The sequence below is a fragment of the Photobacterium nomapromontoriensis genome (assembly GCF_050336815.1).
Classification (GTDB): Bacteria; Pseudomonadota; Gammaproteobacteria; order Enterobacterales; family Vibrionaceae; genus Photobacterium; species Photobacterium nomapromontoriensis.
In genome coordinates, this window is the sequence record NZ_JAKJSL010000027.1 from 18,305 (window position 1) to 35,120 (window position 16,816).

Here is a 16,816-nt window from a genome sequence, read left to right on the forward strand (position 1 = left end):
CATCACCAAGATGTGTATGGGTCACACCACACATCTTGGTTTGTACCATATAAATCTCGACAAACCGTGCAAAGCAAACGTTTCGCTGCTCTAATTGGCTTCTTTTTTAAACGAAAAGACTGCTTAACGACTGCCATTCAGTGACGTTTGTCACAGTTTGTATCACCCAATTACAATACTCATTTCAAACACATCGCCATTAGGTATTATTTGCGCAATTCTATCGATGTTTAGTGGTAACCATGTTCAAGAAAACTCTTCTCGCTGTTTCATTGGCAGCGACATCCCTTGTAAGTACCTCTGCTTTTTCAGCTGAAAACGTTGACCTTTTGATCAAAAATGCAACGGTTCTTACAATGAACAAAGACAAAACCGTGTATGAAAACGGTTTAGTTGCAGTAAAAGAAAATAAAATCTTTGCAGTAACTGATGGCACTGATATCGAAGAATACAAAGCGAAAAAAATCATTGATGCCGATGGCGACATTGTGATGCCAGGCCTAATCAACACCCACACACACGTTTCAATGACAGTTTTCCGCTCAATGGCTGATGACGTGCCTGATCGCTTGCACCGTTATATTTTCCCACTTGAAAGCAAGTTGGTCTCTCGTGACATGGTTCGCATTGGCGCTCAACTGGGTAATGTTGAGATGATCAAAGGTGGCGTAACAACTTATGCTGATATGTACTACTTTGAAGATGAAGTGGCTAAAACCGTTGATGAGATCGGTATGCGCGCGGTACTCGGTGAAACTGTCATTAAATTCCCTGTTGCTGATGCCGCCAATGCCGACGAAGGCATTAATTATGCGGTGAACTTTATTGAAGAATATAAAGATCATCCTCGTATTACACCTGCATTTGCGCCGCATGCTCCGTATACCAATACAACTGAAACACTACAGAAAATCACCAAGCTGTCACTGAAGTACGACGTACCTGTAATGATCCATTTAGCGGAATCTGAGCGTGAGAATCAAGTTATTGCTGAGCGCAGTGGCGGTAAATCACCGGTTGAATACATGGCAGACATTGGTGCCCTTACACCAAACCTTGTCGGTGCCCACGTGATTAATGTTAGTGACAGCGACATTGCACTGCTGAAAAAGCATGATGTGGGTGTGGCTCATAACATGAGCGCTAACATCAAATCAGCCAAAGGCGTTTCGCCTGCACTGAAAATGTTTGATGATGGTTTGCGTATCGGCCTAGGTACCGATGGGCCAATGTCTGGCAACACCATCAGTACCTTTGATGAATTCAACCAAGTTGCCAAAGTCCATAAGCTGGTCAACAAAGATCGAGCAGCGATGCCCCCAGTAAAAGTGATTGAAATGGCAACCATGGGCGCTGCGCGTGCCCTTCACATGGAAGACTCCATTGGCTCACTAGAAAAAGGCAAATTAGCTGACATCATCGTCGTGGATACAAAAGCACCTAACATGGTGCCTATGTACAACCCATACTCAACCCTAGTCTACTCAGCTTATGCGACCAATGTTAAGCACACTATCGTCGATGGTAAGGTGTTAATGAGCGATCGTACTATGTTGACGGTTGATGAAGATAAGATCCGCGAAGAAGCACTCAAGTTTGCTGACAAAGTGCGTAAAACTGTTGTAGAAAGCGGTGAAATTGTTCAATAACACGTCATCATACTGCCCGTCAGTTTAATTAAGCAAGACCCCTCGTCACAAGAAAGCAGCAATTTGATTTGCTGCTTTTTTTTTCACTTACAAAATCACTATTAGAAAAAATTCGTGATCTATCTCTACTTTTTATATGATTAGAAGATCACGTTTCATCAAAGTACTTTTTATTATGCGTTATGAACTTTTTGCCATTCAGCATATACGTCTGTTGTATATGATACGTGTGGCTATTGTTATGAGCTTTATTTTGCTCACGGTCCGAATTTTCAATATCCCCTATGGCTACTGGGCGCTAATTACAGCCGTTACCATCTTAGGTACCATTCCATACATCGGGGGGGTGCTATCTAAAGCGAAAGAACGTATTTTAGGTACTGTCATCGGTGGTGTAATTGGTCTGGCTCTTTTCCTCATCCCCGTGCAATGGCACTGGACCCATCACTTAATGTTCCTCGCGTTACTCATCGGCTCGATGTATTACACCCAAGAAAAATACACTTATGCCGCCCTCATTGTTGCTGTCACGCTTGTCGTTGTTGCAGGTGGCGGGCCAGAAGACTTTGATGCCGCAATATGGCGGGTATTAAATGTGTTATGGGCAGGAATCTTGACTATCCTCGCCAGCCTTTATATTTTCCCGACCCGCGCTACCAGCCAATTCACTTACTTACTCAATCAATTTTTGCAAGAAAGTTGCCTGTACTATCATCGCCACAACCAAGAGATGGCACTCAATATTTTCGACCCAATGCACGCAGATAAACTTGCGAGTATTATTGACAAGCAAGCAGGTCTACTGCCCCATGTGCTAAAAGAAGCGGGAGAAAATAGTAGTACATATTCAGATATCTTATTAATAGAAAAGCGGATATATGCTGATTTAGAAACGTTAATCAGTACGCAGTGGGACACCCAGCAAGGTAAAGATAAAATCAGCAATATGCCGGATTTAACTCACGCCAAAGAACAATTAGCGAATCAATTTCAACGATTGGGCGAACAAGTTGCAAAAAAATCAATCCTTGTTGTACTTGCCCAAGACATTACCATTTTAAGCTTACAGCCTAAACGCCACCCTCATCCACACGATGATACCAGTGACATCAGTTACTTCGGTTATCTCTGGCTTAACCGTGAACTAGCACGACAATTTTCACAGCTTACTTACGCCAGCAGCAAATTGTTCAGTTAAGAATAAAAGTCCTATTCAGTAGTTGCTTAATTAAGCGGCTATTGAATAGGACTCTCGTCCTAAATGTTTGTCTTTACGTTGAAAGCTGCCCTTCCCTTTTTTCGCTTTAACAATACGGGTACGAAATAGTGTACTGGTCACAACGGCCTTTAATGCATTATCTCGAATAACACCGCGTCCATGATCTGTATCTTCAGGCGTACCCTGTTGCCCATTTGGCTGAATATTCTCAGCGACTTTCAATTTGTACTTACTCATCATCGTTTCCTCATTTGGTCTAGGGTCATCTCGTTCCCCCTATGGACTCAACCGATTTTAGCTTATTTTTTGGCTGGTGGATAATACTGCCGATACAATTTAAGAAAGTGCAGCACAATTTCACGTGCTGCAACCGTTTCACAATTTGCCAAAAAGATGATGCCGGTTTGTGTTACACGATTAAACACCATTTCAGTCCGGATCCCTTTTACCCAGCCGCCATGATGAATAAACCCCGTAATTGACTGATAGTCAAATACTCGCCAACCTAAGCCATAATGTACATTGCTTAGTTTAGACCGATAGCGATATTGGTTTGCTCGAATATGAGGCTTATGCATAACCGCCAAAGATGATGGTGACAAGAGTGATGGATTATGGCCAAACTGTGCCAGCATCCATTTTGCCAGATCCTGTGCACTTGCATTCACGCCAGCAGCAGCAGGCACACGGTAATAATAAGGTGCGGGTTTTACTGCCGCCCAACCGGCTTTAACTCGCACATGTGGCGTTGCACGATTGTCAGCCTTTTTATACTCCTCTATACCATAAGATGCATGTTCCATGTTGAGTGGAATAAATATCTGCTCTTTAACAAAAGATGGATAATCTTTACCAATAGCAAGACTTAGCATGTCAGCAGAGAGGTTATAAACAATATTTTGATAGCCGTAGCATTTACCCGGATCACAAACAAACTTTACCCGATTCAGCATCTGTAATATTCGGCTATAACTGACATTATCTTCCAGTAAATCAGAATACGCCTGAGGGACCAACCCTGTCGTGTGGGATAGAACATGCCTCAAGGTCAGTGACTTCCCTAACTCCACATTATTAAATTCAATCCCATCAAGATACGGAATAATATGTGTATCCCACTCAATAACACCTTGATCAACAAGAATAGATACAGCCGCAGAAGCAAATGTCTTTGAAATAGAAGCCAAAGGAAATACCGTCGCTGAATCGACTTTTTCTTTTCCTCCCTTTTTTGTGACGCCGTAACCACGCAATAATCGAATATCACCATTGATCACAACCGCTAACGATGCACCCGGCACCCCTTTGCTTACCACTCCCTTCACATATTTATCTAGCTCTATAGCCATTTGATCGTGCGGCGCGGCAATGCTTTGGGTAGAGATGGTCAAATATGTTGCATAGCACAGCTTCTGATACCCATTCATCAATATCACTACCTGAGCAGAAAACCACAATAAGCGTAGTTGCTAAGGCCATGATACTCACTTCTCGCCAATGAGAATCAATGCTATTAAAAATATGACGTCATCCATAAGAAAAGTAACTCTTTTTGCTCTAGAATAAATGGATAAAATCAGGTTATTAAATTAGCGAATAGTTTATTTTAAATTAAAAATACTGTTTTTTGCGTACACGTGTACGCTTAAAATAGTGGATAACGTCTATTCCTTTTAATCACATAATACTGCGGATAGCGAAACAGTTGTAAGCTCAAAAATAGCCAATTTGTTAAGCTTCTGTCAGGTTTGATGTTATTTCAATCAACAGTCTATTTTTTTGCCCCAATTATCACCAACCCGCAAGCTATTGATTATTAATCAATTTATCTCATCTGACCTGTGCATTATTGAGATCCGTGACACATTTTCCTTTTATTGTTTGTATTTACCGTTACAATACACCACCTTGTTCCAGATATGGGCAGTTTTTAATAAGGTTCCAAGTCATGAAAGTTGTCGATTTTCTAAAGCAAAAACGAGAAGGTCTATCACTACATTCGTTTGAGCTAAAAGACTTACTCTCACCGTCTTTACGCGAGCACTGGCTTGATTTTGTCAATAAAACAAATAAGTCACAGTTAGGCGCGTTTATTTTTGAAAAACAATCAGCGTCAAATGATGATGTCGCCACTCAACCTGCAGTAAGTGAAGTGATTGCAACGGCACCTGCTGCTATCGTTATGAAACCTGAAGCTGAAGCGTTGTATATCCAATTGACTGAATCTCTTGGTGAAGTTATCCATACCGGCGAATGGCTAATGGTTGATCAAACGCGTATCAATAAATTTGCAGACGTAACTGAAGATCACCAATGGATCCATACTGACCCAGAGCGAGCGAGCGCAGAGTCTCCATTCAAAACGACGATTTCACACGGTTTCCTTACACTGTCATTGTTATCGGTACTGACAGACAGTGTTGATCCTGAAAAGCAAAAATACCCAACAGCTAAAATGACTGTGAACATGGGGTTCAATCAGATCCGATTCCCTTACCCGGTAAAATCGAATAACCGTATTCGTGCCACAACCAAAATTAAATCTGTCACTCCTGTTAAGCGTGGCCTTGAGATAGTACAAGAATTAACTGTGCACATTGAAGGTGTTCGCCGCCCTGGCTGTGTGGCTGAATCTGTGATCCAGTTACACTTCTAATACACTGCAACGAATTTATAACACGTAACCAAAACCCATTAATCGTTTTTGGTTACGTGTTATCCCCCATCCTGATAACCACTCTGACAGCAGTGATCGTTGAGTTAACTTACGGCTAGCTGTAAGGCAGCCAGATCGCCGATATAAAGTTCAGCATCGTTTTTGTTGTTGCTGATATATTGATATTGCTCATGCCCCTTACCACAAAGCAGTAACACATCACCCTGTTCTAACAATGCAGCCGCTTCCAGTATCGCTTGTTGCCTATCATGAATACATTTTACATGAGTACCGCTATCAATCTTGCTTAACAACGCATCAAACAACGCGTTTTGGCAAACTCCCAACGGGTTATCCGTCGTAAAGAAAACGAAATCTGATTGTGCTTTGCACAACTGACCTATCTCTGGCGCATCCGCCAAACGCTCCCCCGTAACACCTATCACGGTAACCACCTGCCCCTGACAGTGTTCACGGACATTTTTATACAAGTTCTGCAGACTGTCGTGATTGTGAGCATAATCTAAAATCACAGTCATATCGTTAACCAACGGATACACTTCGCTGCGACCCGGTGCTGCTTTTAGCTCCGCTACCCTGTCAATCACGTCACTCATAGTGAAACCTATCGCGACGAGTAATCCCATCATCGCAAGGATATTTTCGACATTAAAACGAAACGGCAACGGCGAGGCAACGTTAAATACCTCGCCCTTATAATTCAGTAAGAAGTGACTGCCTTGGCAGGTAGAGATTATCTCATCGGCAAAAAGATCAGCACTCCGGTCTTCGCAACTGAATGTCACGACATCACAACGACTACGACAGCGCTCCATGACTGACAAAACCTGCTCATCATCAAGATTCACAACCGCAATACCACCCGGCTTTAATCGGTCAATAAGGCGCAGTTTTGCCTGAATGTAATCTTCGCGATGCTTATGATAATCCAGATGATCGGTGCCGATATTAGTAATAATCACCGCATCAAAATCAATATGAGTCACACGGTCTTGTGACAAGGCATGGCTGCTCACCTCCATCACATGGTGTGAAACATCAGCACATTCCATCGCATGGAACAAATTAAGCAAGGTGATGGCATCAGGCGTTGTGTTATCCAGTGGGTAAAATGCAGTATCAAAGCTACTGCCTAATGTGCCGGTATAAGCCGATTTACCCTGAAGATTAAGCATATGACTCAAACAATAGGCTACCGTTGTCTTACCATTGGTACCAGTCACACCTATATGCTTAATCTTGTCTTGAGGATATGCATAATACTGATTTATGAGGCTGATCGCCGTACTGTGACTGGGCGTGATCAAACACGGCACATCAATATCCAGAGGCCGATTGGCAATCACGCCGATCGCTCCTCGCTCAATCGCATCATCAACAGAAAGATGGCTGTCCCATGTTAATCCCTGACGACAAACGAACACATCACCCGGGTTGATTTTTTGGCTGTGTGTTTTGAATGCGTTCATCCCTAACGAATGTAAGGTGTCCAAATGTGTGCGGTAGCTGGTTTGCATTAATTACTCTCACCCTCTCGGGTAATAGTCGCTCAACGTAACGACGAATCAGATAATGACACATTTTAGCGTGATTAGACGGCATGCGAAATAATTTATAAGGCTATCAACAAGTAATATCGACCAGACAGAACAAAACGCCTGAGCAAGCTCAGGCGTTCTATCTTTCCAATGTCATCACTTCGGTGATCAGTTAATCCATCGTTGGCATCACAAAGCTGCTAGTATGCTGCTCAAGACGGATACTGGCTGGCCAACGGCTGGTCACGGTTTTCATTCGGGTATAGAAACGTACACCGTCGTTACCGTGAACATTTAATGGACCAAATACCGAGCGCTTCCAGCCACCAAAGCTATGGAATGCCATAGGGACAGGAATTGGCACATTGATCCCAACCATACCGGCTAGCACATCTTCACTGAACTGCCGCGCAGTTTCACCGTCACGGGTGAAAATTGCCGTGCCGTTGCCGTATTCATGACGATTGATCAGCTCTAACCCTGTTTGATAATCCGGTACACGGACAATCGACAATACCGGGCCGAAAATCTCTTCCTGATAAATCGTCATTTCGGGTAACACGTTATCGAACAATGTCGGACCGACAAAATAACCCTTTTCATGACCATCAATACGAATATCTCGACCATCAATCAGTAAGCTTGCGCCCTGATCCTGACCGCTTTGGATGTAGTCACAAATTTTCGCTTTGTGCGCTGCTGAAATAACAGGCCCCATATCATTTTCACGACCATCAACAATGCCGGGCCCCACATTCATCGCACCGATCTGCTCCGATAGCTTGGCGATGATTGACTCTGCCGTTTCATCACCAACTGCCACCACTACCGACAGAGCCATACAGCGTTCACCCGCCGCGCCATAGGCCGCTCCCATGATAGCATTGGAAGCCATATCCAAATCTGCATCAGGCATTAAGATACAATGATTCTTCGCGCCACCCAAAGCTTGACAACGTTTACCATGCGCAGATGCTGTCGTGTAAATGTATTCTGCAATCGGTGTCGATCCAACGAAGCTGACAGCCTGAACACGACTATCTGTCAGTAGCACATCAACCGCCTCTTTATCACCATTGACGACATTGAAAACCCCGTCCGGTAATCCGGCTTCTTGGAGCAATTCAGCCAACACTAGCCCCAGTGACGGATCTTTTTCGGATGGCTTAAGAATAAAGGTATTACCCGTGGCTAATGCAATCGGGAACATCCACATCGGCACCATTGCAGGGAAATTAAACGGGGTGATCCCAACGCACACACCAAGAGGCTGCATTAGTGAATGGCTATCGACGCCGCCACCAACATTGGCGGAATGCTCACCTTTTTGGAGATGCGGGATGCCACAGGCAAATTCCACCACCTCAAGACCACGAGTCACCTCACCCACCGCATCTGAATACACTTTGCCGTGTTCGTTCGAGATAATACGGGCAAGCTTATCCATATTAGCTTCAAGCAACGCCTTAAACCTGAACATGACTCGCGCACGCTTCAGCGGAGATGTTTTAGCCCACGCAGGGAATGCAATATGAGCCGCAGCAATCGCCTCTGCTGTTTCAGCAGCAGAGCTCATCACTACCTGACGGGTTTGTTCACCTGTCGCGGGATTAAATACCGGTGCAAAGCGCTGGCTATGGCTTTCGCTAATGTGACCATCAATAAAATTCTGTACCGTTTCCATTCTGAACTCCTAAATTTGATTTAGCCTTAATCGCGAAGCAAGCCAGCTTCAAGCGCAAGTTGATGTAGATTATTAAAACCCAGTGTGGCGTAAGTCATTGGATGAGCAACGGCTGGATCCTGTTCCGCTTCCACCACCAGCCATCCCTGATAGTTTGCTTTATGCAATTGTTCAAATACTGCCGGATAATTCACACAACCATCACCGGGAACGGTAAACACGCCATCAAGTACGGCATTTAAAAAACTGGTTTTGCGATTTTTCACATATGCCAGTACGTCAGCTCTGACATCTTTGGTGTGCACATGGTTAATACGGTGTGCCCAACGACAAGCCACTTCAACCGGGTCTTCACCAGCAAAGGTCAAATGACCGGTATCAAGCAGTAATCCGACTTCTGGCCCGGTATGCGCCATCAACTGATCAATGTCGTCAGCGGATTCAATCACCGTGCCCATATGGTGGTGATAGGCAACTTGTACTCCCATACTTTGGGTGTATTGAGCAAATTCAGTCAGCTTACGACCGTATTCCTGCCACTGTTCTGCCGGAAAAACAGGACGCAGACGCACTGGCGTATTTTGCTGACCATGAATACAGTGAGTCACTTCAGCAAATACCATCACCGTTGCGCCAAGCTCTCGCAAAAGTGTCAAGTGAGGTTGTACCGCCGCAATCTCTTCTTCTACCGAGCGGGTTAATAATTCTCCCGAGTACCAACCGGATACGAGTTTTACATCATGCTTCGCTAAAATTGGCCCCAGAATGCTGGCATCACGGGGGAACTTATTGCCCAACTCAAACCCTGCAAATCCAGCTTGACGTCCCTCTGTCAAACACGTTTCTAATGGTGTTTCAGCACCTAATGACGGTAAGTCATCATTGGTCCATGTCAGTGGATTGATACCTAATTGAACAGCCATTTCTCTTCTCCTTAAATGACTTGCTGCTGCTTTGCCAGTTCATAGCGTATTCTGGCTGCTCGTACTTGTTCACGCTCAGAGACTTCGGGGACAGCGACTTCCCACCATGAACCACCGGACTCCGTGGTACTCAATGGATCCGTATCAAGCGTGATCACATAAGTGACCGATGACAATTTGGCGCGATTCAGGGCTTGCTCAAGTTCATTAATATTGGCAACTTTCTCGGCCACAGCTCCCAGTGAACGGGCATGAGCGGCAAAATCTGTTTTCGGTGCGCCCTCTTCTACGGTGTTGCAATCTTTGAGTAGATTATTAAACCCCGCACCGCCACAGGCATGCTGTAAACGGTTGATACAGCCGTAACCACGATTGTCCAACACCACCAGCACCAGCTTTTTACCCAGCATGACGGATGTGGCTATTTCTGAGTTCAGCATCAGGTAGGAACCATCGCCAATCATGACAAAGACTTCTGAATCCGGCTTGGCCATCTTGACCCCTAGCCCGCCAGCGATCTCATACCCCATGCACGAGAAGCCATACTCAACGTGATAGCCTTTGTCGTACTGGGTACGCCACAATTTATGCAACTCACCAGGCAGTCCCCCCGCGGCACACACAACAATGTCCTGATCTCCCGCAGCACGATTCACCGCCCCAATCACTTCAGCATCTGTCGGCAAGTCACTGCCGCGATCCGTCATCGCGATGGATACGGTTTCATTCCACTGCTGACGCAACATTTCAGCCTGAGTCAACCAGTTAAAACTTACCTGCCACCCTCTTAGCCCTGCGGTTAGCTGAGGCAACGTTCGCTTGGCATCTGCCACTAACGGCAATCCATAATGCTTATTAGCATCAAAGCCATTGATATTCAGTGAGATTATCTTGGCCTCAGGTTTAAACAATGCACGAGAGCTAGACGTAAAGTCTTGCAAGCGACTACCAACGGCAATCACAACATCAGCTTCTGCTGCCAAAGTATTCACTGCCGTCGATCCTGTTACCCCTATTGAACCCAGATTCGATGGATGATCCCATGGCAGTGCCCCTTTACCCGCTTGTGTTTCGCCAACAGGCAGTTGATAGGTATCAACGAAATGGAGGAATTCTTCCAGCGCACTGGAATAGTGCAGCCCACCACCAGCAATCACCAAAGGCTGTTTTGCTGATTGAATGATATCGATAACGGCGGCTAATTCAGCCTCATCGGCTCCTAGGCGACGAACCCGATGCACTTTCTCATTAAAGAAATGCAACGGATAATCAAATGCCATCGTCTGTACATCCTGCGGGATAGCAATGGTTGCAGGGCCGCACTCAAGCGGGTCAGTTAACACTCGCATCGCTTGCGGCAAACTGTTCAGCAATTGCTCCGGACGGGTTATACGATCAAAAAAGCGACTCACCGGTTTAAAGCAATCATTAGGGGTAATCGTGGCATCATTCCAGTCTTCAATTTGCTGCAGGACAGGATCTGGCTCACGAGTGGCAAAAGTATCGCCAGGCAATAACAATACAGGCAAGCGGTTCACATGGGCCAACGCGGCTGCGGTCACCATATTGAGCGCGCCGGGTCCTACGGATGTTGTCGCTGCCATCATCTGCTGGCGGTTATTGGCTTTGGCAAAAGCAATTGCACTGTGTGCCATCGCCTGCTCATTGTGCGCACGATATGTCGGCAAGCTCTCTTGCGCGTGATAAAGCGCCTCACCTAACCCCGCAACATTACCGTGACCAAAAATAGCGAACACGCCGGCGAACAACGGTTTTATTTCACCATCAATATCCACTTTCTGCATCTGGAGATATTTCACTAAGGCTTGGGCCATGGTCAGGCGAATGGTGGTTTCTTTCATCATGATTATTCTCCTTGCTCGCCACGTGCTCGCCATAGCGCGATCAGGTTGTGATAATTCGCTTTCACTTGCGCAATTAAGCCTGCGTCATCAATCTTATTTGCCAACCACTGACGTGAAGGCTGACCAAAAATCGTACGGCCAACGGCAAATCCTTTAACGATGGTCTGGCCGGCAGCGGCATTAAAGCCCGCTTTCAGTTCGGCTTCTGGGGCATCCAGCCCGAGCAGTACAACACCTCGGCAATGGCTATCTCGAGCCTGAACCAACTCATTGACAGCTTGCCAACTGGCGGCTGCCATCGGCGGCAATTTCCACCAATCAGGTTTCACACCTAAGTTATAGAAGCGTTGCATCGCCCGTAAGTACAGGGCATCACTGTGTGCCATATCGGCGGGTAAAATGACTTCAAGCAACATTTCATGTCCGGTTTTACAGCAGGCCGCGTACACCTCGAGCACTTTCTTCTCTTGTTCCAGCCGCAGAGCATGCTGGTCATCCGGATGGAAAAAGACTAAGCACTTCACTACATGCTCTAATGGCCAGTCGATAAGCTGAGAACCAATATTGCCATGCTCAAATTCTAGCGGCCGAGAACCGGGTAACTCGACAGGGCGACCAATCCACCAGCCCGATCCGGTAGCTTCGTTCAATACATCCTGACCGAAACTGCTGTCACAAAGTAATCCCGCTTTCCCCTGCAAGTCAGCTTCTTCTGCAACATCACGGCTGGCTTGAAGAATTAACTGTTTAAGTCGCTTAACCCGACCAATATCCGCCCCTTCTTCACGGGCCATATCGATAAACTGAATGCGGTGATCAAACGCTAACACGCATAGCTCATCCCACTCTTTATCACGCGTGGTCACGCGATGTAGATGATTTAATTGTGTATCCTGATCTGGACGTGCGACGTCATGAGCGCGTTGCAGGTAATCATCCAATTCGTATTTTGATGGCATCGCAGGGGCACAGCCATGGCGCGACACGACTAGGGCACCGCAAGCATTGGCATAAGTACAGGCCTTCTCCCAGCCCTCTTCATTGAGATACCCACGCAGTAAACCTGACATGAAAGCATCACCTGCCCCAAGTACGTTCAGCACATCAACACGTACACCATTGACGGTGATCCCTTCATCCAAATCATTGGGGATCACATCAGTAAAGACCGAGCATCCTAATGGCCCACGCTTGCAAACCAACTCAGCCTGACTAACCGCACGTACAGCCTGTAGTGCCTCAACAGTATTGGTTGACCCACCCGCTATATGAAACTCTTCTTCTGTTCCCACAATTAAATCAAACAATCCAAGCACTTCTTGTAACTGCTCAGTAACTTTGCCTGATTCAATAAAGCGGGTTTCACCATCACCAAGTGTCGTCAATCCCCAAAGAACAGGGCGATAATCAATATCAATGGCGGTTTTTACACCGTGTTTACGGGCATAGCGTAGTGCGGTGAGCACCGCTTCACGAGTATGGGGATGAGAAAGGTGCGTCCCCGTTATGGCCAGACAACGCGCAGAAGCGATGTACTCTTCATCAACGTCATCAGCAGTAATCGCCATATCGGCACAGTTATCACGGTAGAAGATCAGCGGAAACGTCTCTTCATCTTTAATGCCCAATATTACCAAGGCGGTCAGGCGCTCTTTGTCTGTGATCAAATGGCTGGTATCAACCCCGACCCGCTGCAGTTCTTCACGCAGAAATCGCCCCATATGTTCATCACCAACCCGTGCCAGCATTGACGATTTCAACCCCTGCCGTGCGGTACCATAAGCAACATTGCCCGAAGACCCGCCCAGATATTTCGCAAACGAGCCCATGTCTTCCAGACGGGCCCCAATTTGCTGACCATAAAGATCAACTGCTACTCGCCCCATACAAATAAGATCGAGCTGCTTACTGTTGGTACACATGTTCTCACTCCTTGCCAATGGTCCGATACAACACCCCGGCGCCAACATTGATAGTTCCTTTTATTAGCCATCATATTCACACTGCGGATAGCCAGCTTGTAGTCATCGCTTAAAGCCAATATACGAAACGTACATTTCATTTTCAAGGAATTGCGAAACAAGAGATTTGCTTTGTGATCCAGCTATACTTTTTACTTCTTATTTCACTTCCGCAATAAAGATCATTATGGCGATAAATATTTTCCATATGCGACAAGCGTATTTTCAACTTGAAATATTAGTTTCATATTCATTTGTAATTCAATAACTTAAAAGCAAACAACAATGAGATTAAATATTACTTCATTCAAAATCAATTACTTACACCTGATTCAGCACATGAAACAATAGTTCCAACGAGATCAAGTTAACACTTCCAATAATTCCACAACACAATATGTGGTTATTATTTACACATAGCCATATAGTTTCTCTCATTCCAATAAAAAATATATTTCAACCAACGTAAAACCCGCTTCTCACTCTATGATGTTTATTCCGCTGAGAAGTAAATTGCATACAAACGCCTGACATAATGAAACATACATTTCAAGCCGTGTTCGGCGACCCGTATGACTTTATAAATGAAGGAGGCTACCATGCCATCAGCAATTAACGGATTTACTGCTCGACTTCCTCGCGCTTTACATAGCACACTCATGACGCTTGCCCATCACACCAAACAACGCCTGAAAAATATGATGCTAGTGTCAGGGCTTCTTGTATTAACGGCCTGCGGTGGTGATAAGGCTGATAGTGACGTCACCCGTATCGGCGTAGCCATTCCTAACTTTGATGACACCTTTATGGTGTACATGAAAGATTCCATGGATAACTATGCAAAACAGTTCGATGGCAAACTAGAACTCACCTTTGTTGATGCCAAAGAAGATACCGCTAAACAACTCGGTCAAATTCAAAACTTTATCGTTCAGCAAATGGACGCCATCATTTTGGTACCGGTAAATACTGACGCAACACTGCCAATGACTGATCAAATATCGAAAGCCGGCATTGAATTAGTGTTCCTGAACCGTCGCCCATCCTACATGCCTGATGGCGTGTTCTATGTCGGCTCTGATGAGCTTAAATTCGGCGAGACTCAGGCCAAATTCGCAGCGGAATCGATAAAAGGCGGCAATATTGGGATCCTCATGGGTATGTTGACGCAAGAGGCGGCCATCATGCGAACCAAAGGCGTCGAAGACTTTTTTGCAAACAGCGAAGACTTCAAAGTTGTCCGTAAACAAACCGGCCTATGGCAACGCGCACAAGGCATGATGGTGATGGAGAACTGGCTGAATTCTGGCGATAGACTCGATGTCATTATTGCCAACAACGATGATATGGCACTGGGCGCCATTCAGGCTCTCCAAGCAGCAGGGAAACTCAAAGAGACTCTCGTCGTTGGTGTTGATGCGACCCCTGATGGCTTGATGGCTATCGAAAAAGGCAGCCTCAGTGCCACAGTATTCCAAGATGGTGGTGGCCAAGCGCGTGGCGCGATTGATGCTGCGTTAAGCGCCGTTCAAAACAAGCCTTTCGAGAAAATCACTTGGATCCCGGCAGAGCTTGTCACCAAAGACAATTTAGCGGCATTCAATGCAAAACAAGGCTAAATCATTCTACCCGCAACACAGACGTTCCTAGATTCTCAACATCAACGACACTTCCTAAACCGGCTCTGTTAACGGTCAATAACATAGATAACAGAGCCCACTTTCGGAGCAACAGGAATGAACGACGTACTACTTGAGATGCGCGGTATTACTAAAACCTTTCCGGGTGTAAAAGCCCTCGATAATGTTCAGCTTACCCTGCGCAAAGGTCGCGTAATGGCACTCATGGGGGAAAACGGCGCAGGGAAATCAACCTTAATGAAAGTACTGTTTGGTATTTATCAGCGAGATTGCGGCACGATTCTCTACCAAGATGAACACGTTAATTTTACGGGGGCTAAAGAAGCACTCGAAGCCGGTATTTCCATGATTCACCAGGAACTATCCCCTATTCTCCATCGTAATATCGCCGAAAATATCTGGTTAGGCCGTGAACCCGTCAAAGGGCCATTACAACTTATTGATCACGCAAAAATGTATCGTGATACAGAAGAGTTACTCCAACGGCTAAATTTAAAACTAGACCCTCGCACTCAGATGCATGAATTAACCGTTGCCACCATGCAAATGGTTGAGATCGCAAAGGCTATTTCATACCACTCAAAAATTATCATCATGGACGAGCCAACCTCTGCCTTGACCGATAAAGAGGTGACGCATTTATTTGAAATCATCGAAATGCTTAAGTCCAAAGAGGTCGCGATTGTCTATATTAGCCATAAGATGGGGGAAATATTCCAAATTTGTGATGATATTACGGTATTTCGTGATGGCTGCTATATCGGTGAGCGCGAAGCCCAAAGCACCAACAATGATGAATTAGTACAAATGATGGTAGGCCGCGATCTCGGTGACGTGTTCCCGCCTCCAACAGCCAAACCGGGAAAAATTCGACTCGAAGTTAAAAACCTCACGGTAAACGGCGCCTTTACTGACATTAACTTCAAATTGCATGAAGGCGAAATCCTCGGCATTGCCGGATTAGTCGGTGCTGGCCGAACTGAGCTGATCGAAACCTTATTTGGCGTTAGGCATAAAGATTGTGGCGAAATTTGGATCAACGGTGAAAACGTTGAGATCCATACGCCGCAAGACGCCATTCGACACAAAATGGCCTTTTTAACCGAAGATCGCCGTCAGTCAGGGCTTTATCTCATGCTGGATATCTTCGCTAATACCTCTATCGCCCACCTAGACGCTTATCGAAACAAAGTCGTCAACGTGCTTGATGTGCGCAGAATGCGTAAAGACAGCGAAAACCACTGCCAAAAACTCAGAGTTAAGACGCCTGATATGCATGAGGCCATCGATAACTTAAGTGGCGGAAACCAACAGAAAGTTTTATTGGCCCGTTGGATGCTCACCAAACCCGATATCCTATTTCTCGACGAACCGACTCGTGGGATCGATGTCGGTGCAAAGTCTGAAATCTACAAGCTGATGCGACTGCTCACCGGAATGGGTAAAAGCTTAGTGATGATCTCTTCCGAATTACCTGAAGTTATCGGAATGAGCGACCGCATTTTAATCATGCACGAAGGAAAGCTAAAAGGAATGATGGACGGACACGAAGCCAGTCAAGAAAAAATCATGTCAATGGCACTGAATTAGTGGTCATTAACAGTACTCAATATTGACGATTTTCCTGATATTCAGGGAATTAATTGCACTAATTCTTTCA

At 45.5% G+C, this 16,816-nt stretch carries 11 protein-coding genes and 1 pseudogene; 5 read left to right on the forward strand and 7 right to left on the reverse strand.

All coding sequences use genetic code 11. The annotated features are described in order from the left end of the window. Positions 1–242 precede the first annotated feature (242 nt). A complete protein-coding gene (locus L4D12_RS11245) occupies positions 243–1,649 on the forward strand; it encodes an amidohydrolase (RefSeq protein ID WP_428447931.1) in 1,407 nt (468 codons plus the stop codon). 175 nt (positions 1,650–1,824) lie between these two features. Then, positions 1,825–2,847, forward strand: a complete 1,023-nt coding sequence (locus tag L4D12_RS11250; protein WP_428447932.1) for an FUSC family protein — start codon at positions 1,825–1,827, stop codon at positions 2,845–2,847. On the opposite strand, the pseudogene L4D12_RS11255 reads toward L4D12_RS11250, so the two are convergent. Both L4D12_RS11255 and L4D12_RS11260 read right to left on the reverse strand, forming a co-directional pair. Then, positions 2,840–3,105 (reverse strand): annotated as a pseudogene (locus L4D12_RS11255) (alternative ribosome-rescue factor A). The gene L4D12_RS11250 and the pseudogene L4D12_RS11255 overlap by 8 nt on opposite strands. Before the next feature lie 62 nt (positions 3,106–3,167). Further along, positions 3,168–4,295 carry a serine hydrolase domain-containing protein gene (locus tag L4D12_RS11260; protein ID WP_428447933.1) on the reverse strand — a complete coding sequence of 376 codons (1,128 nt, stop codon included), beginning with the start codon at positions 4,293–4,295 and terminating at the stop codon, positions 3,168–3,170. Between the two features lie 521 nt (positions 4,296–4,816). On the opposite strand from L4D12_RS11260, the gene L4D12_RS11265 reads away from it, so the two are divergent. Further along, a complete protein-coding gene (locus L4D12_RS11265; RefSeq protein ID WP_428447934.1) occupies positions 4,817–5,524 on the forward strand; it encodes a MaoC family dehydratase in 708 nt (235 codons plus the stop codon). A gap of 104 nt (positions 5,525–5,628) precedes the next feature. Here the strand turns inward: L4D12_RS11265 and L4D12_RS11270 are convergent, their stop codons facing one another. The 5 genes from L4D12_RS11270 to L4D12_RS11290 form a co-directional block, all read right to left on the reverse strand. Next, a complete protein-coding gene (locus L4D12_RS11270) occupies positions 5,629–7,062 on the reverse strand; it encodes a Mur ligase family protein (protein WP_428447935.1) in 1,434 nt (477 codons plus the stop codon). A 193-nt stretch (positions 7,063–7,255) separates the two neighbouring features. Beyond that, complete coding sequence (locus tag L4D12_RS11275) at positions 7,256–8,767, reverse strand: CoA-acylating methylmalonate-semialdehyde dehydrogenase (RefSeq protein WP_428447936.1); 1,512 nt, start codon at positions 8,765–8,767, stop codon at positions 7,256–7,258. Positions 8,768–8,793: 26 nt separating this feature from the next. Beyond that, positions 8,794–9,690 carry a myo-inosose-2 dehydratase gene (iolE, locus tag L4D12_RS11280; protein WP_428447937.1) on the reverse strand — a complete coding sequence of 299 codons (897 nt, stop codon included), beginning with the start codon at positions 9,688–9,690 and terminating at the stop codon, positions 8,794–8,796. An 11-nt stretch (positions 9,691–9,701) separates the two neighbouring features. Beyond that, entirely contained in the window at positions 9,702–11,555 is a 1,854-nt protein-coding gene (gene iolD / locus L4D12_RS11285; protein WP_428447938.1) for a 3D-(3,5/4)-trihydroxycyclohexane-1,2-dione acylhydrolase (decyclizing), read from the reverse strand. A gap of 2 nt (positions 11,556–11,557) precedes the next feature. Then, on the reverse strand, positions 11,558–13,477 hold the full coding sequence (locus tag L4D12_RS11290) for a bifunctional 5-dehydro-2-deoxygluconokinase/5-dehydro-2-deoxyphosphogluconate aldolase (RefSeq protein WP_428447939.1): 1,920 nt from the start codon (positions 13,475–13,477) through the stop codon (positions 11,558–11,560). A gap of 638 nt (positions 13,478–14,115) precedes the next feature. Here L4D12_RS11290 and L4D12_RS11295 point away from each other — a divergent pair. After that, complete coding sequence (locus L4D12_RS11295) at positions 14,116–15,135, forward strand: sugar ABC transporter substrate-binding protein (RefSeq protein WP_428447940.1); 1,020 nt, start codon at positions 14,116–14,118, stop codon at positions 15,133–15,135. A gap of 117 nt (positions 15,136–15,252) precedes the next feature. Then, positions 15,253–16,746: a sugar ABC transporter ATP-binding protein gene (locus L4D12_RS11300; protein WP_428447941.1), complete on the forward strand. Its 1,494-nt coding sequence runs from the start codon at positions 15,253–15,255 to the stop codon at positions 16,744–16,746. Positions 16,747–16,816: the final 70 nt, after the last annotated feature.